Origin of the sequence: Bradyrhizobium sp. SRL28, from assembly GCF_018596315.1 — a bacterium.
Classification (GTDB): Bacteria; Pseudomonadota; Alphaproteobacteria; order Rhizobiales; family Xanthobacteraceae; genus Bradyrhizobium.
The window spans coordinates 1-24071 of sequence record NZ_JAHEAG010000021.1 but is presented as its reverse complement, the minus strand read 5'-3'; the positions used below and the strand labels follow the sequence as shown (position 1 = coordinate 24071).

The window sequence follows — 24071 nt, the reverse complement described above, 5'->3', positions numbered from 1 at the left end:
GAGCTGTCGACGATGACGAGTCCTGCTCTCTTCTACGCGTTAACGGTGAGTGCGGCCTGAGATGCCCGCAGGCGAATTTGTTGTGCCGCGCATCCAAGCAGTAACCTGAAGTGACGTCTTTCCCTGCTATCCAATTTTGGGGTCATTGCCAGAATGTCATCCTCCCTCGGCAAGATCGCGGTCCTGATCGACGGCGCCAATCTCTACTCGACCAGCAAAACGCTTGGTTTCGATATCGATTACAAGAAGCTGCTCCGGGAGTTCCAGAGCCGCGGCACGCTGCTTCGCGCGATCTACTACACTGCGATCATCGAGGATCAGGAATATTCGTCGATCCGGCCCTTGATCGACTGGCTCGATTACAATGGCTACACCGTGGTCACCAAGGCGACCAAGGAATACATCGACGCCAGCGGCCGCCGCAAGGTGAGGGGGAACATGGATATCGAACTCACGGTCGATGCCCTGGAACTCGCAGAACATGTCGACCAGATCGTGCTGTTCTCCGGTGACGGCGATTTCCGCTCCCTGGTCGAGGCGTTGCAGCGTCGCGGAGTCCGGGTCACCGTCGTTTCGACGATTTCGTGTCAACCGCCGTTGATTGCCGACGAATTGCGTCGCCAGGCCGACGTCTTCACCGATCTGATGGAACTGAAATCCAAGGTTGGCCGCGACCCGTCCGAGCGGCCGCTCCCGCGCGAGCTGCGTCAGCACATGCCGGAGTTCTTGCAGCGCGACACTAATTTGTAATTCAGCGCTTGCCCCGATTGTCGCTTTGTCCATCGCCCGTAGGGTGGGCAAAGCGATAGCGTGCCCACCATCTGCAGCAGCAATCCGGACAGCGGATGGTGGGCACGGCGCAAGGGCGCCTTTGCCCACCCTACGAGTTCCTAACGCCCCCTAATAACCCATTGCCGATATCAGGGCCCGATTGCGGTCCGAATCCAAACATTACCAAGCACTTTCTAATCTTGCCTTGGCTCTCACTAGATCCGGCGTGTCAAAACCCTCGGCAAAAGATCTATAGACCTCGCCGAGTTGTGAGCGACACTTGTCGGCATCTGGTCTCAGCTCATACAAGTCACACAAACTCAGACAAACTCTAAGTTCGAAGGATTTGGCTTTCTGTTCGCGCGCGACTTCAAGACCTTTGCAAAAATAATGCTCCGCCTGATTTAGATCCTGTTTCGATTTAAGGTACGCTTCGCCAAGCAAACGATATATTTCCGCCGCGTAAAAGCGTTCGTGGTTTTCTCCATTGAGCCTCGATTGCGCTTGCTTCAAAGAGTCGAGCGCTTGCCCGTAACGTTTGTTCTTGATGCAGGCATCCGCCAATAATCCCAAAGAGTACGACTCCAATAGCAAGGCGCCGGTGGCTCGTTTTTTTTCCAGGCCTTCTTGAATCTCGGCGATACCTTTCTCAAACTCGCCTTGGTCGGCACTTGCCCACCCGCGCAAAATCAACGCCATGGCTAGATAGTGTGCAAATTCATGCTTTTCGCAAAATGCGATGGCAGCGTTAGCCTCACCTGCAACAACTGCAGCATCGCCGCGAAGCTGATGCACACGCAGACCTATCGTTCGTGCAATTGCCTCACTGAACGGATGTTGAGATGCATCTGCGTATCGGCGAGCCTCCGTGCAAAGCCGCAACGCTTGATCTGGATAGCCGAGGACCCAAAGTGCCATGCCGTCGTATGACCTTACATGAACTCGCGGATCTTGTGCTGACAGTTCAAGATACACTGCGGCCTTGCCGTCCTCGCAGAGGCTAATACTGCGTTCCAGATGAGCGTGGGCAGTGGCAAATTTCCCTTGTGCAAACAAGGTGAACCCCAGAGCTTCGTGGGCAAGAACATTGTAAACCGAGTTGTCCACGTTCTCAGCGCTCTTCAGCAAATGTTCGGCAAGAGCCTGAGCTTCACCAAGCGAAGCACGAACGAAATTCCAGGTCCATAGACCGAACACCGCAGGCAAGACATGTTCGTCAAGCCCACTCTCTTTGCACAGCTGAAGCGCTCGCGTGTACGCATGCTTCACACTGTCGATGCTCCAGCCCTTAATCGCCCGGAGGGAGTTGCCGAGAGAGATTTGGAGCAGCAACTCCGATTTATTGCGTAGCATCGGCTCATTGATGTTGGGAATCTGGTTCAACCCTTGCTTCAGATGGCCGATCGCTTCGTAGTGCGCCGAACGAGCCACAGACTGTTTGCCTGCTTCAAACCAATAGTGTAGGGCCCTTTCGTAGTTTCTCGCTTGAGTGTAGTGGTAAGCAATAATCTCGGGTTGAGTGTGCACTACCTCAGGGAAGTTCTGCTCGAGTTCCTTCGCGATCGCGGCGTGTAGATGTACGCGGCGGCTCCTTAGGAGCGCGGCATACGCGGCATCCCGTACCAGGGTGTGCTTGAAGGTGTATACCGCGTTTGGAATTTCTCCCCGGCGGAACACCAGTTCCGAGCGCACCAACTGGTCGAGCGCCTCGTCCAATCTCTCCTTCGGTAGCCCGGCGACGGCATTTACAAGTTCGTAATGAAACTCGCGACCTGCGACGGCACTGATCTGGGCCACATCCCGCACTGGTGACAGCCGATCAAGGCGAGCCATCAGCGAAGCCTGTAAGGTGGTTGGGATCGCGAACGAAGGTAGAGGGCCATCAAGAACATATTCGCCGTCCCGCTCGCGCAACAACCCGCCTTCGATCACCATCTTCGTCAATTCCTCGATGAAGAGCGGTACCCCATCAGTGTGCGCGAGAATGTGTTTCATTACCTCCTTGGGGAGTGTCTTACCCCCGGTCACTCGCAGGACCAACGCCGCGCCGTCGCGTCGGCCAAGACGGGTGAGGGGGATGGTTGTGGTGTGAGGATAACTCGGCCACGGGGGCGTGAATTCGGGCCTGGCCGTGATCAGCATCAGTACCCGAAGCGGAGGCACTTGCTCAACAGCTGCTGCAAGGAGCTCAAGTGACGTTGGGTCAATCCAGTGTACATCTTCGAAAATAAGAAAAACCGGCTGCTGCGCCGCTAACCCATCGAGTTGGGCTAGTAATGCCGCGAAGGTTTTCTCCTTGCGTTTTTGTGGAGTGACGTCCCGCAGTCGGCAATGATCATCGATCCGCAGCGCCAATAAGTTGGCCAGAACTGCCAGGTGTTCGGGATTGTGTGTGGATTGCGCCAGTAGCGCGTCGAGCTTGGATAGCCTCTCCTGAGGTGAGTCGCCGCGCTCGAACCCGGAAGCACGTTCGAGCTGGTTGATGAATGGGAACAATGCGCTGTGGGTATGATGCTCAGAGCAAAAATAGCGCAAGGTGATGTGTGATTCACCCTGGATCCGCTCATTAAGCGCCAACGCGATGTGTGACTTGCCAATACCCGGCTCTCCTGTAAGGGTCACGAGCCGTCCCCCATCCAGTGTGGCTTGTCGCCAGCGGCGTAATAGCAGCTCTATTTCCTCCTCACGCCCGAACAGAGGCGGCAGCTTGGCAGTGTGCATCGCCTCGAAGCCGCTCTCGACGCCGCTCGTTCCTAGCACCTGATAAACTTGGAACGGCTTCGCCCAGCCTTTCAGCGCGACTGGACCCAGGTCGCGGTAATAAAACTTTCCCTCGGTGAGTCGGCGCGTGCTCGCGCAGATCAACACGGTTCCTGGCTCCGCTATCGCTTGCAGGCGCGACGCGAGGTTCGGCGTCTCGCCGACGACCTCTTGCTCCGCCAATGTTTTCTCAATCAGAAGATCGGCAACAACCACAGTGCCCGTCGCAATGCCGATGCGTATCTGGAGCGTCTCGGCGACGTTCCGGATACTCGCTACGGCATCAATGAGCGCGAGCGCGGCGCGCACAGCCCGCTCAACATCATCCTCATGTGCTTGCGGAAAGCCGAAATAGACCAACGCATTGTCGCCCATGTAGCGGGCAACCTCTCCGCTATAGCGACCTATGACTTCTGCGATGCAGCCGTGATACACGCCAATCAGCGCTCGCATGTCCTCCGGGTCCAACCGCGCCGCAGCCGTGGAGCGAGCCAAGTCACAAAACATCACTGTGAGGTGGCGCCGCTCGCCTTCGCTCGGTCGCCTCGGTTCGGTTCCTGTTTTCGCAGGTTTAGGCCTGGCTTCGTATTCAAGCTCCGCAATGGCGCGCAGCAGCTTACGGCGATGACCTAAAAGGACGCCCAGTTCCTTGAGGTCCTGCTCCGTCAGGTCGCGGAGGACTGAGAGGTCGATGCCGTTTTCGCCGAAGCGCTCGGCGTACTCCGACAAGCCGATTGACTCGAGCCACTCGGTGACGCCTCTCATGGCGCTCCCCGCTCAGTTCTCGGTCCCTGGAGAGTTTGATACTACACAAGGTATCACACACGGCGAAGAGAAAAAGTGAATGCGCGGCAAGATAGGTTTGAATGAGCGAGACGGTGCGATCGGCAACCAACACTCGAGCTTTCATTGTTTTGAAACTTTTGGACGCTGCGGATAAGCATAGCGCTTCAACAGCGCTGACAACTCTTCTCCCTCAACGCTGCCCTGGCGAAATAGAACTTCACTCCTCGCCGTCGCGCTTGCGCAGCAAATCCTTCGCGAGATCGCCGAGCGCTGGCCGCGGCAGTGCGGTGAACGGCAGCGGGCGGGTGACGTCGATCGCGGCTAACCCCAATCTTGCCGTGAGCAGGCCGTTGAGCACGCCTTCGCCGAGCCGCTGCGAGAGTTTTGCCGCAATGCCGTGGCCGAGCATCTGCTGTACCAGGCTGTCGCCGACCGCCATGCCGCCGGTGATGGCGAGGTGGCCGATGACGTGACGCAGCAGGCTGATCATGCCGAGCGTGCCCGGCCGGCCGCCATAGAGCCGCGCCAATTGCCGGATCAGCCGCATCGCGGCGACGAACACGAACAGCACGTCGATCAGCGCGCGCGGGCTAACGGCGGTCACCACCGAGACGCGCTGTGCCGCGGTCGAGACCAGCCGCCGCGCTTCCTCATCCAGCGGCGCCATCAATTCGCGCTCCGCCAGCTTGATCATGTCGGCGCCGTCGATGATGTCGTCGGCATGGCTCACCAGCGCGGCGCGGGCGCGGGCCAGTTGCGGGTTCTGGTGCGCGAGTTTCAGCAGGTCGTTGACGACGGCGCGGCTCTCGGCGCGGTCGTCGCTGCGCAGCACCTCGGCCGCGCGCTGATGCAGCTTTTCGATCGCCGCCAGCCGCGCCAGCCCGAAGGCTTCGCGCCCGATGACAACCGCCAGCGCCAGCGCTGCAGCGGTGGCGAATGCCAGCGCGACGTAGCCCAGGGTTTCGCTGCGCGCGAACAGGTCCTCGATCAGATTGACCACACCGAGTCCAAGGCCGAGCAGCACCAGCCCGCCGACGGCGGACCAGAACAGCGTTCCCCAGCGGAAGCCGCGGCGTGCCGGGACACGCGGCGCATCGATCGGCACAGGCAGGGTGGCAGGATCGGCTTCGGGCGTGATGTGCACGGTGCCGCGGGCGGGGCGTCCGGTTTCATCCGGACCCATCACGACCACGCCGGGATCGCCGAGCTTGAACGTCGCCGGCCGCCGATGCGGCGTCTTCTCGCTCATTGCAGTCGGTCTCCGATCAGGAACTGGAGGGCGCGGTCAAGGCGGATGTGAGGCAGCGCGGGCTCGTCGTTGGCCGGTCGTTCCAGCAGCGGCGGCCGGAAGCGCAGGAAGCGGAAATCGGCCTGTTCGGAAGCGGTGCTGGAAAGGCCGCGAAAGCCGCCATTGAACAGTTCCTCAGGGTCCGCGGGCAGGTCGCCTGGAAAGGTCGCCACTTCAGTCTCGCCATCGAAGGTATCGCCATTGGCGCTCTCGCCGGGCGCGGGCGTGCCGATGATGGACGGCAGCTTCTCCCGGCCGCGCGCGACTTGCGCCTCGCGCGTGGCGCGCACCGCTGATAGCGCGACGACGTCGATTGTCGCACCGGCATATTCGGCACGGTCGGCCGCCTTGGCGACCGCCCGCCGCAGCACGGCTTCCAGCCGGTCATGGCTCTGATGGTGCAAATGATCGGCCTTGGTGGCGGCAAACAGAATGCGATCGATCCGGGGACGAAACAGGCTGCTCAGGATCGTGCTGCGGCCGATGTGGAAGCAATCGAGAATGCCGGTAAGCGCGGCTTCGAGATCGTGCAGCGCTTCCGGCCCGGCATTGAACGCCGCGAGCGCATCGACCAGCACGATCTGCCGGTCGAGCCGCGCAAAATGATCGCGGAAGAACGGGCGCACCACGACGTCCTTGTAGGCTTCATAGCGCCGCCGCATCATCGCCCATAGCGAACCGTCGGGCGCGCTGCCATCGGCGGCCACCTCCAGCGGTGCAAAGGTCAGCGCCGGCGAGCCTGCGAGATTGCCCGGCATCAGGAAACGGCCTGGCGGCAGCAGGCTCATCGCAAAACGTTCGTCGCGGCAGGCGCGTAGATAATCCGTGAACAATTTTGCAGCGGCGAGCGTCGCCTGTTCGTTCTCTCGATCGTCGGGATGAAGCGTCTTCAGATGCTCATGCCACGGCGCGGCGAGTTTTGCGCGCGGGCCCTCGCGCGACAACGCAAGGCTTTCCGCCGACCATTGCTCAAAACTCTTGTTGAGCAGCGGCAGATCCAGCAGCCACTCGCCGGGATAATCGACGATGTCGATGGTGAGCGTGCGGTCGGCGCCGTTCTGGCGCTGGTAGTCGATGACGAGGCGCAGTTCGCTGATGTCGACGGTCGAGTTCGGCCAGCGCCGCTCCTCGATCAGGGTGCGGACGTGGTTCTCATAGTCGAAGCGCGGCACGGCATCGTCCGGCTGCGGCTCGAGCCGGGCGCGGGCGATCCGGCCCGTGGCATAGGGCTCGAACACCGGAAACCTTCCGCCGCGGGTCAGGCCGTGGATCAGCGCCGTGATGAACACGGTCTTGCCGGCGCGCGACAGGCCTGTGACGCCGAGCCGCACCGTCGGGTGGAAGAAGCTGTCGCCGTAGTCCAGAAGCGCCCGCGCCGACAGGCGCGCTTCCTCGACAATGTCTGAAAAACTGGGGGCCATGCGGGCGTGGAAGGCTCGATGCAGGAGGGGCGTTGGTGGGCGATTACCGGAAAAGTGGCGATTGGCCGGCCAAAATCAAGCTTCACACTTAAGTCGCGTTTCTGGGTGAACCGGATATTGAACGGTTCGTTGACCGGTCGAGACCCAGATCTTATCGCCCTCCAACTAGCTTTGCCGGGCCCGCATGACGATCTTCAAGCTCAAGCAAATCGCCTCGACATCCTTCCATGCGGCGGCCGACGCCATGCACTGGAACTACGACCGCGCCGAGCTGATCGCCGATGGCGTCGTGCATATCGTCGGGGTCTGCTTTGGCCTGGTGGCCGCCACCGCGCTGATCGTATTGACGGCTGTCTATGCCACCGCCGTCGATATCGCCGCCGTGTCGATCTATGTCGCGGGCCTGCTGGCGATGCTGGTGCTGTCGGCGACCTATAATCTCTGGCCGGTCTCGCGCGCCAAATGGGTACTGCGCCGCTTCGATCATTCCGCGATCTATCTGCTGATCGCGGCCACCTATACGCCGTTCATCATGCAACTGAAGGAAAGCTATTTCGCCATCGCGCTTCTGATCGGAGTGTGGTGTTTGGCGATCGTCGGCATCGTGCTGAAGATCGCACTGCCGGGGCGATACGACCGGCTGGCGACCGGACTTTACCTCGCCATGGGCTGGAGCGGCATGATGCTCTATGATGCCGTGGTGGAGAAGTTGCCAACGCTGACGCTGGGTTTCACGCTCGCGGGCGGCGTGCTGTATACTTCCGGTGTGATCTTCCACGCCTGGCAGCGGCTGCGCTTCCAGAACGCGATCTGGCATGGCTTCGTCTTGCTCGGCGCGGCCTGCCACTATACGGCTATCCTTGATATGGTTCTGACGTAACGATAATCGAGGGGAGAGCGGCCATGCAGGTGACTGGCAAAATCGTGGTTGTCACCGGTGGAGGCAACGGCATCGGGAAGGCGATGAGCGAGGCCTTCCATCGCGCAGGCGCGGCCAAGGTTGTTGTCGCCGATATCGATCCCGATGGCGCGCGGGCCGTCGCCACCCCGATCGGTGGGGCGGCCTTCAAATGCGATGTCGGAAAGGAGAAGGATATCCTTCACGTCATCGAGGAGACCGAGCGCCAGTTCGGCCCGATCGCGCTGTTCTGCTCCAATGCCGGCATCGGCGGCGGTTTCGATCCGATGTCGGTCAATGCCGGCGGAAGCTCCGACGAACCGTGGCAGCGAAGCTGGGCCGTTCATGTCATGGCCCATGTCTATGCGGCGCGGCACCTGATCCCGCGCATGAAGGCGCGCGGCGGCGGCTATTTCCTCAACACGATTTCGGCGGCGGGCTTGCTGTCGCAGGTCGGCAGCCCGGCCTATTCGACCACCAAGCATGCCGCGGTGGGTTTTGCGGAAAACCTGGCGATCTCGCACAAGGCCGACAACATCAAGGTGTCGATCCTGTGCCCGCAGGGCGTCGATACCAACATGCTGCGCTCGATCCCGAAGGGCCCGCAATCCGGCGACGGCGACCTTTCGCCGGAGCAGGTGGCGCAGGATGTGCTGAAGGGACTGGAAGAGGAAACCTTTGTGATCCTGCCGCACCCGCAGGTGCTGGGCTACATGCGCAAGAAGACCGAGAATTACGACCGCTGGATATCAGGCATGGCCAAGATCCAGGCGAAGATGCGCGAGAGTTACGGGAAGTGAGCCACCGTAGCCCGGATGCAGCGAAGCGAAATCCGGGATAGGTCTATCTGCGGATGACCGCTGTGAGACTGTCCCGGATTGCGCTGCGCTCCATCCGGGCTACGAATTTTCGCGATAGGGTTGCGAACGAGAAGGGCGGCCCTCGGCCGCCTTTCCCGATGACCTCTCTTACTGACAGCGGTGCATCAGGCCGTCGTCGAGGCGGACCAGTGTGCCGGGCTGGCAGATGATGCCGTTGCGCGCCGCGTAGTCCTGGCTCCATACGCCGGGACCGCTGTAATAGGAGGGACCGGCGTAAACGCCCGGTCCGCCGTAATAGGCGTAGGGACCACCGCCGGCGTAGTAGGGGGCGGTCGCTCCGGCTGCAACAGCTCCGGCTACGACAGCACCGGCTGCAACAGCACCTGTGCCCACTGCGGCGGCATCGGCCGCGGTTCGCCGCGCCTGCCGCCGGGCAACGCCCGGGGCGTATGGATCGGCCATCTGCGCCTGCGCGCGTTCGATAGACAGCGAAGCGCCCTTCTGTTCGCTCCAGCCAAACGAAAGCGTGGTCGCGCAGGTGAAGACGGAGACCGCGAGGGCAGCTTTTCCGAGACTTGTCTTACTCATGACATTCACTCCACGGTTGCCCCATACCGAATTCTCGTGCGAGCGTAGAGTGCCGTCAAGTAAACGCCGCGTGCGCTACTGGCAGGCGAATTGGTAAGCCTTTGAATCAAATGGGGTTCCATGAGCTGGCGTGCCTGGCCATTTGGAAAAGCTCCGGCGCCGCCGCCGGATGCTCCGCATGCGCTGATCGCGGATATCGAGAAGCGGGGCAGGCAATATCTCGACGAGGCCGACAACGGGAAATGGGTCTATCCGGCCTGCAAGCGAACGTCGTCGGATGCCGGCGCCGACAAGAACTCGGTCTGCGATCACACGCGGCTGGAAGCCATGCGCTATCTGCTGACGGTGCCGAGGGGTGAATTCAGGCTGCTTGCCGAACCTGGCTCGCAACCGGCGATACTGGACGCGTATCTTCGTCAGTTGCCGCACGATGAAACGGTGATCGAGTTCACCGGCAATACGATGAGCGATCTGGCGATTGCCGTCATCGCCGGATTCAACTGGCTCACCTATTGCGCCGGCCTTGCCGCGGCCGATCGCAAGACATTTTCGGGAACGCTCAACCGCTTCCGCAGAGTTGCGATGTCGGCGCAGAAATGGTGGGAGATGGAAGGCGCCCGGGAACGCTGCGCGCAGATGCTGCAGGCGAAGCAGGAGCCGCCGTTGTTCCTGAACTTGGTCTGGGCGGATTATGGCCGACTTGCGGGTGTAATCGCAGCGGCGCGCACATCGCGCCGTGGCTAGCTTTTCTGCGCGCAAAGCGGCGGCACGTCTCTCTCCACGTCATTGCGAGGAGCGAAGCGACGAAGCAATCCATGCCTCCGCGTGCTGGGCTATGGATTGCTTCGCTTCGCTCGCAATGACGTGGAGAGAGCTTCGCCTCACCCCTTCTGCGCGTAGAGCAGCGGCAAGGCGGAATCCACCATCACCTCGATCAGGCTGGTGCCGTCATGCGACAGGCCGTAGCTGAGCGCGCCCGCGAGTTCGGATGATTTCGTCACCCGCACGGCGTGGCAGCCCATGCCTTCGGCGAGCTTGACGAAATCGATGCCGGGCAGTTCGAGGCCCGGCACATTGCGCACCTGCATCACCTGGCTGAACGAGCGCATCGCGCCATAGCCGGCGTTGTTGATGACGACGACCGTGAGTGGCAGGTTGCGCCGGGCCGCGGTCCACAGCGCCTGGATGGAATACATCGCCGAGCCGTCGCCGATCAGGCAGACCGTGCGGACGCCGGGACGTCCGAGCGCCATGCCGACGGCGGCGGGCAGGCCGTAGCCGAGGCCGCCGCTCGCCATGGTGTAAAAGCTGTCCTGGCCGCGCATCGGCATGAACTTTTGCATCGCCGGGCGATGCGAGGGCGCTTCCTCCACCAGCGCCGCATTGGCAGGCATGGCTTCAGAGAGGGAGTGCAGCAGGAATTCGATGGGAAGCGGATCAGCGGCTGATGGCGCCGGAGGAAGCACGCGGCCCGAAGGCATGGCGCGCTTTGATTCCGGAACCATGTCGAGCAACAGCGAAAGCGCCGGCTTCATGGTTGCGATGATGCTGGCGCCCGATGGCGTAACGGCGGCTGCGTCCGGGTCGTCGGTGATCTGGAAGATCGTGGTGGCGCCGTCGAAGATGGAGGCATGGCCCTCGACATGGAAGGTGAATACCGGCGCGCCGATCACCACCACGAGGTCGTGATCGCGCAGCGCGTCCGATAGCTGGCCCGGCGAGGCGTGCAGGAAGCCTGCAAACTGCGGGTGACGTTCCGGGAATGAGCAGCGGGCCGAGAATGGACTGACCCATACCGCTGCCTTTGCCTTTTCCGCGACCCGCACCATCAGATCGACCACCCCGGCGCGATCGACGCCGGGACCGATGACGAGGGCAGGGCGCTTGCTCGCCGAGAGCGCGGCAACCAGCGCCTTCATCGCCTCCGCGTCGGGGCCGAGTTCGCGGCTGACGCGGCGGGCTTCGATCGGCTGCGTCGGGCGCGTCCAGTCGTCGATCGGGATCGAGACGAAGGTCGGCCCGCAGGGCGGCTGCATCGCGACGTAATAGGCGCGCGCGATCGCCGCCGGCACGTCTTCGGCCCGCGCCGGCTCGACGCTGTATTTGACATAGGGCCGCGGAAATTCCGAGGCGCGCTCGGCGTAGAGAAAGGCCTGCAGCGGCAGGATCGAGCGCGCCTGCTGCCCTGCCGTGATCACCAGCGGCGTCTGGTTGCGATGAGCGGTGTAGATATTGCCGAGCGCATTGCCGACGCCGGCGCCGGAATGGAGGTTGACGAAGCCGGCGTTGCGGGTGGCCTGCGCATAGCCATCGGCCATGCCGACGACGGAGGCCTCCTGCAGGCCGAGCACGTAATCGATGTCATCGGGCCAGTCGCTGAGGAACGGCAATTCGGTCGAGCCGGGATTGCCGAACACGCGCTTGATGCCGAACGCGCGGAGCAGGCCGAAGGTGGCGTCCTTGACGGTGAGCGAGGCGCTCGCGGTTTTGGCTGACTTGCGGGACGACATCGGGCGGCGGCTCCCATTTGGATTTTCTTAAAGCCCCGCCATGGCTTGAGGGCGAAGGCGGAAGCAATCCACCTCTCGATGGATTACCTTGCGAAGTCAAGCCAATGGCGCGCGATGACGGCCCGGGAGACGCACATGAATCCGGCACGCCACGGCCAAGGGCTCGCTCAGGCCATCTTCTCCCACAACCGGGGTACCAGCGTTCCCGCGCGCTTCTCGATTGCTGCCGCCGCATCCAGTGCGAGGTCCTCGCGATAGCGTCCTGCAATCAACTGCACGCCGATCGGTTGGCCCTCATGCAGCGTTACAGGCACGACGGCGCCGGGCAGACCGAGCACATTGATCGCGGAAATGAAACGCAGGTCGTTCCAGAACAGTTCACGCGTGCGCTCCGGGCTGATTGCATCCTCGCGCGGGCCAGGCGTCGGCTTCACCGTCGTCGGGGCGAGCACGACAGGGAAATCCTCAAGGAACAACTGCCAGGCCCGGATATGGGTGTTGCGCGCAGCCGTGGCGCGCATCCAGCCCAACAAGTCGAGCGTGTTTGCCTTTGCCTTGATGCCGTTGTAGGCGGCATGGAAATCGGGCGAAGTCACTTTCAGCATCGCGGCTTCCTGCATCATCGCGGTTTCATTCGCGATGATGTCGCACCAGGTCTGCCAGACACCGTTGATATCAGGGACTTCGATTTCGCTGACGCGATAGCCCGAACGCTCGAGATGGTCCGCGGCCTGCCTGAGCGCAGCACGCACCGAGGGAGCAACGTCCATGTCGTCAGGCAGCTTCGCGAGCGCGACCTTGATTGGGCCCTTCGGTTTCGGTCCGACCAGAGGCGCGGCGACCCACCAGGGATCCCGCGGGTCGCGCTGGCTCATGACCTCGAGCGCCATCCTGACGTCGCCGACGCTGCGCGCCAGCGGCCCTTGCGCAGACATCAGTTGAGCGAGCATCGGTCGCTCGGCCGCGGCGCTCTCGTTATAGGCCGGGACGCGGCCCTGCGTCGGCTTGATGGTGACGACGCCGTTGCAGTGCGCCGGCCAGCGCAACGAACCACCGATGTCGTTGCCGTGTGCGATCGTGCCGATGCCGGCTGCCACCGCGGCACCGGCGCCGCCCGACGAGCCGCCGCAGGTGATATCGGCATCCCACGGGTTCAGCGTAAGCCCGTGCAGCGGGTTTTCGGTAAAGCCGCGCAACGAGAACTCGGGCGTATTGGTCAGGCCGACCACGATTGCGCCGGCCTTCTTGAGATTGCGCACGACCGGCGCATCAGAGGGGGCGATAATGTTCATCTGCGCGGCCACACCGTTGGGGTTGGGTCTCCCCTCATAGTCGACGTTTTCCTTGATCGTGATCGGCACGCCGTGCAGCGGGCCAAGCTCTGTCTTTCTTGTCCGGGCGTTGTCCGCAGCTTTTGCCGCCTTCAGCGCTTCGTCCGATAGATCGACAACGACCGCGTTGAGCTTTGGATTGACATCGCGCATGCGCGCGATATGCGCTTCGACAACCTCGATCGAGGAAACCGCTCCTGAGCGGATGGCGGCTGCCGTCTGCAGCGCCGACCATTGCCAAACCGGACCCTTGGGCGGTCGCGCCTTGGCGGGCTTTCGTGAGACCGCCATCTTCTGCGTTTTTGCGACTGCGCGGCCGGCGGACTTTTTCGTTGATTTCTTCGGCGCTGTCTTTGCCGCGCCGTTCTTCCGCTTGATCACGGTTTTCTTTGCCATTTCTTGCCCCCTTGCTGTGGCGGGATACGTTAAAGACGCCGGGGCCGCGAGTCGAGACGGCGGGGACTTTTGTGGGGTGCTACCGGGACGATGGTTGGTTTGATGACGATGAACCGGGGGGCAAGCTATGGGCCAAGGGGTCAGGTCGAATGCAGCGCGCCTGATCTTTGGTCAACGTCCTCAATCACGCCTGAATTGTCAGGTTGCTTCGCAAGCTTCATCGAGGCGCAATTCCTTACGGCTTGGCCTTTGGAGAGACGAGCGTGGCCAAGAAAAAGGCAGCCTTACCGAAATCAGCCACGGACGTGGCACCCCGGATAAAGAAAACAACAGGGAATGGCAGGACTTCGGATCGATTTCAGATCCGTCTGCCAGAGGGGATGCGAGACAAACTCGTCGAAGCGGCGGATGGGCGCTCGCTCAACGACGAGATCATTCAACGGCTCACGCAGTCACTTGAGCGCGACGAGATGCAGAAGTTATCCGACCGCCTCAAGGCACAGGGCGACCGCCTTGCGAAGTTCGAGGGAGAAATAGCGTCCATGGTCGAGCAACTCAGGCTGCGCGACGACTAGCGCCGGTCCGGCGGTGGTTGCAATTATCTTTCAGCCTTGATTATGCCGCGTCCCGCCCCTGCGCGGTTCGGACATCGAGCAGCCCTGCCTCGATCAGCGCGTCCCGGATCCGCGCAATTTCCGCATCCGATATCTTGACCAGCGGCGGACGCACCACGGTGCGCGGCAGTTTGCCAAGCAGCACCAGCGCTTCCTTCATGCGGTTGTGCATGTCGACAAAGGGATCGGCATAGAACACGCGCGCCATCGGATAAATCCGGTCGTTCAGCCGGCGCGCTTCCGCAAGATCGTTGGCCTTCACGGCGCGATAGAGCCTGGCCTGGAGGTCGGCGATGACGCTGCCGCTGCCGGAAAGCAGGCCATTGCAGCCGAGCACCAGCGAGCTTAAAAGCCACGCGCTGTTGGTGGACAGCACGTTGATGGGGCGCGCGCGCCCCTGCAAGGCGCGAATCTGGCTCTCGTGTTGTGGCACTATTGGCGTCCAGTCCTTGATAGCGCGGATGGCCGGCACTTCGTCGAACAGCCGCTCCAGCGTCGCTGCCGGATAGCCCTGGCCCGTGGCCAAAGGATATTGAAACACGATCAGCGGCAGATCGGTCGCATCGCTGATGGTCTTGAAATGGGCCAGCGCCATCTCGGCCGACTGCCCGAGTGTGAAGGGAGCCGGCGGGAACACCAGCAGTGCCGAAGCCCCGCCGGCCTGAGCCTGGCGCGCAATCCGCGCCGCCTCCAGGCTGCCGTCCGCCCAGACGCCGTGAATGATCGGCAATTTATCGCCGACTTCCTCGCTCGCGATCTCCATGACGCGACGTTGCTCGTCCCGGGTGCACGAGGCGACTTCGGTGGAGTGAGCGTTGATCGTGATGGCAGATAGTCCCTGCACCGCCGCGACATCGCGCAAGTGAGCCCGGAAGCTCGGCTCGTCGATCGAGAAATCGTCGTGGAACGGCAGCAGCACGGCCGGAATCACACCTTGAGGCACGAAATCAGGATGGCGGCTCATGTCTCGTCTCCTTCAGCGTTGCTCTCGTTGCTGTGTTGATTGCGTCGACGGCTCAAACGACGGGTACGCGCTTCGCAGCCACGGCGGCCGGTGAAATCACCTCGATATCAAGCGGCACGTGCCAGCGTTCGGTGAAGCGTACCTGCGGCGGCGTATTGCCCAGGCGCGCACCCTTCAGCACAAAGCCTTCATAGGCATTGTTCATCACCTCATTGCACTTCTGCACATAGACCGGAAAGCCACCGATATAGGGCATGAACACGCGCGGGCGCCCGGCAATGTTGGTGCCGACATACCAGGAGCTGCAGGTCGAGCGCAGCGAAACCGTCGAGACATCGTTGACGTGCGCCACCCAGGCATCCTCGTCAGCCTGCAGCGGTTCGATGCTGCCGGCTCCGATATCGCGCATGTGGCCGAGGCAATCGGCCAGCCAGTCGACATGTTGCTCGATCGCCTGGATCATGCTTGCCAGCACCGACGGGCTGCCGGGACCGGTGATCATGAAGAGATTCGGAAAGCCCACTGAGGCGAGGCCGAGGTAGGCGCGAGGGCCGGCGCGCCATTTCTCGGCGAGCGTGCGGCCGCTGCGGCCGGTGATTTTGATCTTGTCGAACGAGCCGGTCATGGCGGCAAAGCCGGTCGCAGAAACGATGGCGTCGACCTTGTATTCAGTGCCATGCACCACAATGCCGTCTGCGGTGAAGCGCTCAATCGGCGTCTTGGATACATCAACCAGCTTCACATGCGGCAGGTTGTAGGTTCCGAAGTAATCGGTATCGACACAGAGCCGCTTGCAGCCGAACACGTTCTGCGGGCACAGCAACTCCGCGGTCGCGGGATCCTTGACGACGCTGCGGATCTTTTGGCGCGCGAATTCGGCGACGGTGTCGTTAGCCGACTTTTCGAACAGGAGGTCGCCATAGGCGCCGAGAAAGGGCAGGCCGCCGCGCTGCCACGCCGCCTCATATCGCAGCTGCCGCTCCTCCGCGTTCGCCTCCAGAGCAGGCTGGAGATTGAACGGGAAATAGAAGCCGGTCGGACGTGCGCGCGCCTTCGCGCGTAATTCCGGATAATGCGCCTTGGCTTCCTTCAGATAATCTTCCGACAGCGCTTCGTTCCACGCCGGCACCGACCAGGTCGCGGTGCGCTGGAAGACGGTGAGCTGCGATGCCTGCGCTGCGATGATCGGTATCGACTGAATAGCTGACGAGCCGGTGCCGATGACGCCAACACGCATGCCGGTGAAGTCGACGCCCTCGTGCGGCCATTCGCCGGTGTGATAGATCGGCCCGCTGAAGTCATCCATGCCGGGGAAGGCCGGGCGGTTCGGCGCCGACAGACAACCAACCGCCATGATGCAGAATTTTGCGATGACGCGGTCGCCGCGATCGGTCTCGATCAGCCAGCTATCGGTATCCTCGTTGAACGTTGCCGCCGTGACGCGGGTATCGAACACGATCTGGCTGCGCAGGTCGAAGCGATCGGCGACGTGGTTGGCGTAAGCGAGGATTTCCGGCTGCGGCGAATACTTCTCCGACCAGTTCCATTCCTGGTCCAGTTCCTCCGAAAACGAGAAGGAATACTGCAGGCTTTCGACGTCGCAGCGCGCGCCGGGATAGCGATTCCAGTACCACGTCCCGCCAACACCACCGCCGGCTTCGTAAACCCGTGCCGTGAATCCGAGCCCGCGCAACCGATGCAGCATGTACAGGCCGGCAAAGCCCGCGCCGACCACGACGGCGTCAAAAGCTCCCGTTTCAGAATGACGTGCTGCACTCGCCTCAGCCATGGCCTGTCTGTTCCCTCTGCTTTTCTTGTCGTGTTTCCGTTGACAAGATTAGGGCGGGCGCACGGAGGTCGGCAAGCGGTTGCCGGGGCGCGAATGGCACCTATGCTGCGCGAGCGTCTGACGCCGGCTTCTCAATGGTCAGGGAACATTGCCCTGCGAAAAAGTCGCCGACGTTTATTTCGTCGTTGCGAGCGAAGCGAAGCAATCCATACCTCCGTACGGGAAGCATGGATTGCTTCGTCGCTTCGCTTCCTTGCGCAAACGCTTTGCGTTTGTCGCAGGCAATGACGGTGAAAATCACCAGGTCGCCGTGCCCTTCATCGTCGGCTGTCCCTCGGCATTCGCGATCCACAGTTCCATGCCGGCGTGGGTCTCGCTGGCGTTGATCGAGAACTCGCCGCCTTCGAATAGCGGCTGCACGCCGCGATAGCTGAACTTTTTCGGCGCGCTATCGCCATGAAGCTTCGCCGCGAGCTCGACGATCAGCGCCGCCTGCAGCGGGCCGTGGAAGATCAGGCCGGGATAGCTCTCGACCTTGGTGACGTAGTCCCGGTCGTAATGGATGCGGTGGCCGTTGAAGGTCAGCGCCGAGTATCGAAACAGCAACACGGGATCGCTGACATGGCTTTCGCGATGCTTTGCGACGGGCGGCGGCGGAGGGGTCTTGGGCGGCGAAGTTGGCGCCGCGCCGCCGATATCGCGATAGACGATGTCCTGACGTTCGCGGATCGCAGTGCCGCGCGGCGTCGTGATCGTGTGTTCGACGGCAACAAAGCACAGCGTGCCGGTCGAGCCGGTCTTCACCGTCACGTCGGAGATGCGTGAGGTTCGCGTCGTTTCATCGCCGACGCGCAAGGGCTCGAGGAATTCGATCTCGCCGCCGGCCCACATCCGGCGCGGCAGTGGCACCGGCGGCAGGAAGCCGCCGCGGGTCGGGTGGCCGTCGGGGCCGAGTTGCGACATCGGAAACACCGGCTGCGCCAGGCACCAGTGCGTGGTCCATGGCGCGGCATCGCCAGCCTTGGGCTCGCCGATGTCCTGGAACAGCGTCGCGCGCAGACCCTTTACGAGCTGTGCGGTGACGACATCGGCCGCTTCGGTGGTGTTGCCGATCCATTGGCGCAGGTGGTCGATGTTGAGGGGCTCGGTCATGACTGGCGGCTCTTGGCGCGGGGAGCTTTGGGCAATTCGACATGGTCGCCGATGGCGGGCACGGCGCCATAGTGCCGCGGCTGATCGACGAAGATCGCGGCGGGCGCGGCGTAGCTCACCTTGCCGTTCGGCGTATCGACCTCGATGCGGCGCAGATGCGGGTGCACGGCAAGGTCAGCCATGGTGTTCACCTCGGCAAACGCAATGTCGGCGGCGTCCAGGCGCTTGAGCAGATCGACGCGATTCATCGCTGCAAAACTGTCGGCCACCGTCTTGTCGGTGAGCTGGCGGTTGCGCACGCGCTCGACCATGTTGGCGAATCTGGGATCATTGGGCAGGTCGGGCTGATCCAGCACCTCCGCGCAAAGCTTCTTCCATTCGCGCTCGCTCTGGATCGAGATCAAAATGCCCTTGCCGTCTTTCGAGTTGAACACGCCGTAGGGGGCGATCGAGGGATGCGCCAGCGCCATCCGCTTCGGCGGATTGCCGGCTTCCGAATTGATCAGCGGTACCGCCATCCAGTCCGCCATCACGTCGAACATCGAGATGCGGATATCGGCACCCTTGCCGGTGCGTCCCCGCGCGATCAGCGCTTCGAGGATGGAGGCATGCGCGGTGGCGCCGGTCGCGATATCGACGACTGATATGCCGACCCGCGACGGGCCCTCGGGGCCGCCGGTGATCGAGGCCAGGCCGCTCTCGGCCTGGATCAGGAGATCGTAGGCCTTGCGGTCGGCATAGGGGCCCTCGTCGCCGTAACCCGAAATGGTGCAGCAGATCAGCGCCGGATAATCTTTTCGTAAGCGCTCCAGCGAAAAGCCGAGCTTGTCCATCGAGCCCGGCTTGAGGTTCTGCAGCAGCACGTCGGCGCTCGCGATCAGCTCTTCGAGCGCCGCGCGACCGTCCTTGGTCGCGAGATCGATCACCACGGAATTCTTGCCGCGGTTGAGCCAGACGAAATAGCTGCTCTGGCCCTTCGCCGCCGCATCATAACCGCGGGCGAAATCGCCCTCGGGACGTTCGACCTTGACGACATGCGCGCCGGCATCGGCAAGCCTGGAGCTGCAGAACGGTGCTGCGACCGCCTGTTCGACGGAGACGACGATCAATCCCTCTAACGGCAACATCTGATGTTCTCAGTAGGAGCGGGGCAGGCCGAGCACATGCTCGGCGACGTAGGACAAGATCAGATTGGTCGAGATCGGCGCAACTTGATACAGCCGCGTTTCGCGGAACTTGCGCTCGACGTCGTATTCCTCGGCAAAGCCGAAGCCGCCATGGGTCTGCACGCAGGCATTGGCCGCCTCCCAGGAGGCATCAGCCGCCAGCATCTTGGCCATGTTGGCTTCTGCGCCGCAATCGAGCCCGGCTTCATACTTGCGGGTGGCTTCCTTGACCATCAGCTCGGCCGCGCGCATCGCGGCGTAGGCTTTTGCGATCGGGAACTGGATGCCTTGATTCTGGCCGATCGGACGGCCGAACACGGCGCGCTCCTTGGCATAGGCAGTGGCCTTTGCGATGAACCATTTGGCATCGCCGATGCATTCGGCCGCGATCAAAATGCGCTCGGCATTCATGCCTGACAGGATGTAACGAAACCCCTTGCCTTCGTCGCCGATCAGGTTTTCCGCGGGCACGCGCATGTCCGTGAAGAACACCTCTGTTGTCGCGTGGTTCATCATGGTGCGGATCGGGCGGATCTCCAGACCGTTGCCCTTGGCCTCGCGCATGTCGACGATGAAAACGGAAAGTCCATCGGTGCGCTTCTTGGCCTGTTCCTTCGGCGTGGTGCGCGCCAACAGGATCATCAGGTCGGAATGTTCGGCGCGGCTGGTCCAGATCTTCTGGCCGTTGACGACGTAGTGGTCGCCGTCACGCTTGGCGACGGTCTTCAGCGAGGAGGTATCGGTGCCGCTGGTCGGCTCGGTCACGCCGAACGCCTGCAGCCGCAATTTGCCGCTGGCGATCCCGGGCAGGTATTTCGCCTTCTGCGCGTCGTTACCGTGCCGCAGCACGGTGCCCATCGTGTACATCTGGGCGTGACAGCCGCCGCCATTGCAGCCGGCCCGCTGGATCTCTTCCAGGATCGCAGCCGCCGCCGACAGTTTTAGCCCGGAGCCGCCATATTCCTCGGGGATCAGCACCGAGAGGTAGCCGGCCTCCGTCAGCGCATCGACGAACTCCTTGGGGTACGCCATCTGGCGGTCGAGCTTGCGCCAGTATTCGCCGGGGAACTGGGCGCAGAGCTTTGCGACGGCGTCGCGGATGTCGTGGAATTCGTCTTGTTGTTCTTGTGCGGTCATTGGTTTTTCTGGCGATGGATGGTGGGGGATGTCAATTGCCGGATGGCCGGCGGTTGTGAAACCATAGCCGGTCTCCTATGCTGAATTGTTATAGCGTATGAACCTGCCTTCGAAGATTGGCAAGCAATGGATATCAGGCAGCTCAGGACCTTCAGTTGCGTGGCGGAGCTCGGCAGCCTCAGCAAAGCGTCCGACACGCTGCGGGTGGCGCAGCCGGCGCTCAGCCGCCAGATCAAGCTGCTCGAACATGAATTGCGGGCCGAGCTGTTTACGCGAAACGGCCGCGGCATGGTGCTGACCGACGCCGGCCGCCTGCTGCTGGCGCGCACGGCCGGCATCGTCCGGCAGATCGACCAGGTGCGCGACGAGATCCAGTCCGCCGGCGGACCGCCCTCGGGCCGCGTCGTGCTCGGGCTGGTGCCGACCGTGAGCTGCGTGATTTCGGCGCGGCTCGCCCGGCGCACCGTCGACAAATATCCGGGCATTTCGCTCTGCATCGTCGAAAGCTACAGCGGTCATCTGATGGAATGGCTGCACCGCGGCGAGATGGATCTGGCGCTGATCTACGGGCCGTCGAGCGATCTGCATCTGACCGTGCAGAGCCTCGGCCGCGATCCCATCGTCGCCGTGGGGCCGCGCGGCAGCGGACTGGCGCAGAGGAAACAGGTCGATATCGGCTGGCTGCTGAAACAGACGCTCGTGCTGCCCAGTCATTCGCACGGCCTCCGGGCGCTGATCGAGCAGGCGGCGGCGAAGAAGAAACTCAAGCTCGACGTCAAGCTGGAAGCCGATTCCTTCCGGGTGCTGACCAGCCTGGTCGAAGAAGGGTTGGGGTACACGCTGTTGCCGCCTTCCTCGGTACGCCACGAAGTGGCCAGCGGCCGGCTGGAAACGGCGGCGATCGCAAAGCCGTCGCCGATGCGTGAACTGACCCTTGCGTCTCCCATCGATCATCCCGGCTCGACTGCCATTGCGCTTGTGAGCGAGCTGCTTCGCAGCGAACTTTCCGCCTGCCGCGAAGAGGGCCTCTGGGACATCAGGCTCGCCTGAGCCAGCATCGGGCCTTAGAGACTGGCATAGAACAAAATGGTCAGGTGCGGCATTCTCATCTGGCTACAGCTGCCATGCCGCAATTGTATAGGGGCCGACGCTGGTCTGCCGGACCGATTGCTGGTGGCGTTCAGTATCAACAAAACGCCCTAGCCGACGTTCGCGGCTGCCGATGCCTGTGCCTTGTCGACGCCGCCGACGATCGCGAGCTTCATCGCCCACGCCACACGCTCGGTGGCCCAGTCGCTGTCGTGCAGCCTGTGCTCATCCTCCGGGTGGACCATCCGGTCGAGCGAGACCTGCTCAACCTGATGCAAGCCCTTCATGAATGCGAAGCGGCGGAACACATTGACGCGGGCGTCCCGCGCCAGTTGGCTGATCGCCTCCACCATCTCAATCGCCTTGTCCTTCTTGGCCGGCGTCAGCACGGCAGGCACATATTGGAGGTCCATCAGGATGACGTCGGCTTGCGTTTTGTCGCGTAGCTTGACGAGTCCATCGCGGATGGCCCCGGTGGTTTGATTGAACGAGGGAGGTGGAGGAATCAGGGTCGGATTTTGCCAGACAGCATTCGTTCCGACCTGCCAGATCACCAGATCGGGCTTTTCGGCGATGACGTCGGTATCGAACCGCTCGAGCTCGATCGGCGCTTCCTGGCCGCCGATTCCCTGGTTGGCCATGGTGATCCTGGTGTTCGGATATTTGGTCTGAAGCAACGACAGCAGCCGCTCCGGATAGGCCTTGATTTTGCCGTGGCCCGCCGTCGTCGACGAGCCGATCGCGACGATCCTGGCCCTTCCTCTGGTCAGGCTCTGCGCAAAGTGGGGCAGGCCGTGCTCGAACGGAATCGGCTCAACCGGAATCTGCGAGGGATCGCTGTCCATGGGTCACCAAGTCTGTTGCAGCCGAGACAACGTGGGGTGGAAGATAGCGCGCTATGGCGAGATCGCCTAGCCTGCGGGCGCGGATCATCCGGCCTGCTGCGATGGACGCTGCTACGGGCTTGTCTTTGCAAAGTCTCACGAGTCCGAAATTGGGCACGAAACGGACCTGCCGGGCCGACCTGACGATGTCCGTTGACGGGGGCAGAGCGGAAGTGCGTTACGCAGTCAGGCCGACGCGATTGACTCACAACGGACATCAGGACTTGCGACAAGCGACTCGAAGCCAGCCCCTATCAATGCACTCAGCTGGCCTGATACGATGCCCCGCTGGGGATTGACCGTCCACCGGCGCTGACCGAAGGCGTCATCCTGCAAGGAGGCCCCTAGAATGAAGAAGACATTTGCTGCCTTCGTCGCGGTGGCTACATTCGCTGGTTCGCTCGCCGCGACGCCCGTAAGCGCACAGCGCGGCGTCGCCGCGGGCGCCGCGGCTCCGGGCCGCTATTATGTGCCCGCCCCTTACGGAGCAAGTCGCGGGCCATACGATGATTTTGGCAGTTGCGAATGGGTGAACCAGCGTTTCTGGGACGGTCATGGCTGGCGGGTCCGCCGGGTGCGAGTCTGCGGCTGATCGGCGATTACGGCGAGATTAAACGGCTCGTAGCGGCCATCGACGTCGAGCGGAGGCCGTCGAAATGACCGGGACCGTTTGATCCGTCAGGGGACTTCAGCGCTATCAAGTCGCGCGTGTGTAGACGTGCTCGGTTTCGCTGTTCCGTACATTCTGGTGAGATAGGTAGTTGGGCGCCGATAGACCGGGGACCCGCCGGGTGGCGCGCAGGCGATCCGCATTGTCATCAAACTTGCTCCGCCCAAATGATAGATCATTGCGCGACGAATCTGCTCAAGCAGAAAGACGTCCGTCATTCCGTCTCGGCATCAAGTAACCGTGAGACGTGAGGTAGTTCACATTTGAAAATCGCGAGTTGATTTAAGGCCGTCGCAAGCCCCGTTTCGGGAGACGAGCGATGCCATTGTTCGGTAGCCAAATCCATTGGCAGGGAATAGGCACCATGGTGACGGTCGCGCTTCTCGCCTTGTTCGCACTTACGTTCACTGTCGTTAGTTACGTGGAATGGTCGTCGAACGCTGCCGTGGCCGAGTTTATGAGCACGACCGGGTCATCGGCATCTGATCCGAACCATTCCAACGAGTCTCCAGCGCCGATTGAGTCCCTCAAGGGCCGAACGGGCTGCCCCCAGGGCAAGAGATCGCTACCAACTGAACTTATGCCCTTGCCGTAATTTGCACCTTCAGACCGATCCGGTCTCGTGCGCTTCACGTCGCTCATCGTGCGCGACGGGATGATTTCAGCCACGATGGGATAGGGTCGACCGGAGTACGGTAGAACTCGTTACTGTCTCCATCGGTGACACGCACCGCACACCCCGTGGAACGCAGCTCAGGACGAACGATGCAAAGTTCGCTCGCGAGGCTGTCAGCTTTATCGATCGCGTTTTCCGTGTTTTCGAGGATCATGCCGCCCTGGTTTTTGAATTCCGCGCCGATGACGAGATCAAAACTGAAGTATGGCATTGGAGCCCCCTCCAAAGTTTCCAAGCCCGCAGAATCTAACCTGAGTCTGGTTGGTTCCCCAATTGCAACTCTATTCTTGAAATCTGATTGTGGTCGTCTGTTGCGTTTCGGTACCGCGACCGCAGGATTCGATTTGGGTCGCGAATGAA

20 protein-coding genes are annotated in these 24071 nt (G+C 62.1%); 7 read left to right on the top strand and 13 right to left on the bottom strand.

Annotated elements, in window-relative coordinates:
- The first annotated feature begins 153 nt into the window (after nt 1-153).
- Complete coding sequence (locus tag KIP88_RS30080; protein ID WP_214491759.1) at nt 154-750, top strand: NYN domain-containing protein; 597 nt, start codon at nt 154-156, stop codon at nt 748-750.
- A 201-nt stretch (nt 751-951) separates the two neighbouring features.
- Here KIP88_RS30080 and KIP88_RS30075 read toward each other — a convergent pair whose 3' ends face one another.
- The 3 genes from KIP88_RS30075 to KIP88_RS30065 form a co-directional block, all read right to left on the bottom strand.
- Complete coding sequence (locus KIP88_RS30075; RefSeq protein ID WP_214491758.1) at nt 952-4296, bottom strand: adenylate/guanylate cyclase domain-containing protein; 3345 nt, start codon at nt 4294-4296, stop codon at nt 952-954.
- 238 nt (nt 4297-4534) lie between these two features.
- Complete coding sequence (locus KIP88_RS30070) at nt 4535-5566, bottom strand: YcjF family protein (RefSeq protein ID WP_214491757.1); 1032 nt, start codon at nt 5564-5566, stop codon at nt 4535-4537.
- A complete protein-coding gene (locus KIP88_RS30065; protein ID WP_214491756.1) occupies nt 5563-7026 on the bottom strand; it encodes a YcjX family protein in 1464 nt (487 codons plus the stop codon). The genes KIP88_RS30070 and KIP88_RS30065 overlap by 4 nt, the downstream gene beginning before the upstream one ends.
- 184 nt (nt 7027-7210) lie before the next feature.
- On the opposite strand from KIP88_RS30065, the gene KIP88_RS30060 reads away from it, so the two are divergent.
- Both KIP88_RS30060 and KIP88_RS30055 read left to right on the top strand, forming a co-directional pair.
- Nucleotides 7211-7906 carry a hemolysin III family protein gene (locus KIP88_RS30060; RefSeq protein ID WP_214491755.1) on the top strand — a complete coding sequence of 232 codons (696 nt, stop codon included), beginning with the start codon at nt 7211-7213 and terminating at the stop codon, nt 7904-7906.
- A 23-nt stretch (nt 7907-7929) separates the two neighbouring features.
- Nucleotides 7930-8724 (top strand): SDR family oxidoreductase, encoded by a 795-nt coding sequence (locus KIP88_RS30055; protein WP_214491754.1) that lies wholly within the window; start codon nt 7930-7932, stop codon nt 8722-8724.
- Between the two features lie 168 nt (nt 8725-8892).
- On the opposite strand, the gene KIP88_RS30050 is transcribed toward KIP88_RS30055, so the two are convergent.
- On the bottom strand, nt 8893-9333 hold the full coding sequence (locus KIP88_RS30050; protein ID WP_249791117.1) for a hypothetical protein: 441 nt from the start codon (nt 9331-9333) through the stop codon (nt 8893-8895).
- A gap of 120 nt (nt 9334-9453) precedes the next feature.
- Between KIP88_RS30050 and KIP88_RS30045 the strand changes: the two genes are divergently transcribed.
- Nucleotides 9454-10077, top strand: a complete 624-nt coding sequence (locus tag KIP88_RS30045) for a hypothetical protein (RefSeq protein ID WP_214491753.1) — start codon at nt 9454-9456, stop codon at nt 10075-10077.
- 137 nt (nt 10078-10214) lie between these two features.
- Here KIP88_RS30045 and mdlC read toward each other — a convergent pair whose 3' ends face one another.
- Nucleotides 10215-11843, bottom strand: a complete 1629-nt coding sequence (mdlC, locus tag KIP88_RS30040) for a benzoylformate decarboxylase (RefSeq protein WP_214491752.1) — start codon at nt 11841-11843, stop codon at nt 10215-10217.
- A 167-nt stretch (nt 11844-12010) separates the two neighbouring features.
- Nucleotides 12011-13570: an amidase family protein gene (locus tag KIP88_RS30035; RefSeq protein WP_214491751.1), complete on the bottom strand. Its 1560-nt coding sequence runs from the start codon at nt 13568-13570 to the stop codon at nt 12011-12013.
- 263 nt (nt 13571-13833) lie between these two features.
- Between KIP88_RS30035 and KIP88_RS47915 the strand changes: the two genes are divergently transcribed.
- Complete coding sequence (locus tag KIP88_RS47915; RefSeq protein ID WP_214491750.1) at nt 13834-14145, top strand: Arc family DNA-binding protein; 312 nt, start codon at nt 13834-13836, stop codon at nt 14143-14145.
- 40 nt (nt 14146-14185) lie between these two features.
- Here KIP88_RS47915 and KIP88_RS30025 read toward each other — a convergent pair whose 3' ends face one another.
- The 5 genes from KIP88_RS30025 to KIP88_RS30005 form a co-directional block, all read right to left on the bottom strand.
- Complete coding sequence (locus KIP88_RS30025; RefSeq protein ID WP_214491749.1) at nt 14186-15148, bottom strand: dihydrodipicolinate synthase family protein; 963 nt, start codon at nt 15146-15148, stop codon at nt 14186-14188.
- Nucleotides 15149-15200: 52 nt separating this feature from the next.
- Complete coding sequence (locus KIP88_RS30020) at nt 15201-16937, bottom strand: NAD(P)/FAD-dependent oxidoreductase (protein WP_214491748.1); 1737 nt, start codon at nt 16935-16937, stop codon at nt 15201-15203.
- 297 nt (nt 16938-17234) lie between these two features.
- On the bottom strand, nt 17235-18089 hold the full coding sequence (locus KIP88_RS30015; protein ID WP_214491747.1) for a MaoC family dehydratase N-terminal domain-containing protein: 855 nt from the start codon (nt 18087-18089) through the stop codon (nt 17235-17237).
- Nucleotides 18086-19216, bottom strand: coding sequence for a CaiB/BaiF CoA-transferase family protein (locus KIP88_RS30010; RefSeq protein WP_214491746.1), 1131 nt, complete (start codon nt 19214-19216; stop codon nt 18086-18088). Before KIP88_RS30010 ends, KIP88_RS30015 begins: the two co-directional genes overlap by 4 nt.
- 9 nt (nt 19217-19225) lie before the next feature.
- A complete protein-coding gene (locus tag KIP88_RS30005; protein WP_214491745.1) occupies nt 19226-20392 on the bottom strand; it encodes an acyl-CoA dehydrogenase family protein in 1167 nt (388 codons plus the stop codon).
- Between the two features lie 126 nt (nt 20393-20518).
- Here KIP88_RS30005 and KIP88_RS30000 point away from each other — a divergent pair, with 126 nt between their 5' ends.
- Complete coding sequence (locus KIP88_RS30000; RefSeq protein ID WP_214491744.1) at nt 20519-21442, top strand: LysR family transcriptional regulator; 924 nt, start codon at nt 20519-20521, stop codon at nt 21440-21442.
- Nucleotides 21443-21591: 149 nt separating this feature from the next.
- Here the strand turns inward: KIP88_RS30000 and KIP88_RS29995 are convergent, their stop codons facing one another.
- A complete protein-coding gene (locus tag KIP88_RS29995; RefSeq protein WP_214491743.1) occupies nt 21592-22326 on the bottom strand; it encodes a GDSL-type esterase/lipase family protein in 735 nt (244 codons plus the stop codon).
- A 388-nt stretch (nt 22327-22714) separates the two neighbouring features.
- Here KIP88_RS29995 and KIP88_RS29990 point away from each other — a divergent pair, with 388 nt between their 5' ends.
- Nucleotides 22715-22957, top strand: coding sequence for a hypothetical protein (locus tag KIP88_RS29990; RefSeq protein ID WP_214491742.1), 243 nt, complete (start codon nt 22715-22717; stop codon nt 22955-22957).
- A 716-nt stretch (nt 22958-23673) separates the two neighbouring features.
- On the opposite strand, the gene KIP88_RS29985 is transcribed toward KIP88_RS29990, so the two are convergent.
- The gene (locus KIP88_RS29985; protein WP_214491741.1) at nt 23674-23922 is read right to left on the bottom strand and encodes a hypothetical protein; all 249 of its coding nucleotides are present in this window, start codon (nt 23920-23922) and stop codon (nt 23674-23676) included.
- Nucleotides 23923-24071: the final 149 nt, after the last annotated feature.